At 39.6% G+C, this 379-nt stretch carries 1 pseudogene; it reads right to left on the reverse strand.

The annotated features are described in order from the left end of the window. Positions 1-379, reverse strand: a pseudogene (locus ACUTSE_RS18150) (hypothetical protein); the annotation flags it as partial.

The raw sequence follows: 379 nt of genomic DNA on the forward strand, positions 1-379 counted from the left end.
GCCGTCTTTATATACCAAATCCGTTCCGTTGTACGTCACATTGCCTTCTACATCTTTGGCCACTTGTTCGATAATCTCTTTTACTTTCTCTGGATTGTTGTTTACAATCGTTTCGAAGTTGTTGGCTACCGAAGCTGGAATATCGATGATAGTTTCGGTACCATTCTCTGATTTATAGGTATAGGTTCCGTCTGAATTGGCAAGTAAAGTTGTAACGGTTTCATTGGCTTTTACCAGTTGGTCAAGGTTGATCACTTGATCATCTCCGTTTCCGTCTTTGTAGACTAACTCTGTTCCGTTGTACGTCACATTGCCTTCCACGTCTTTGGCTACTTTTTCAATAATCTCTTTTACCTTTTCAGGATTAGTATTGACTATT

The sequence above is a fragment of the Myroides sp. TSA_177.3 genome, from assembly GCF_052691955.1.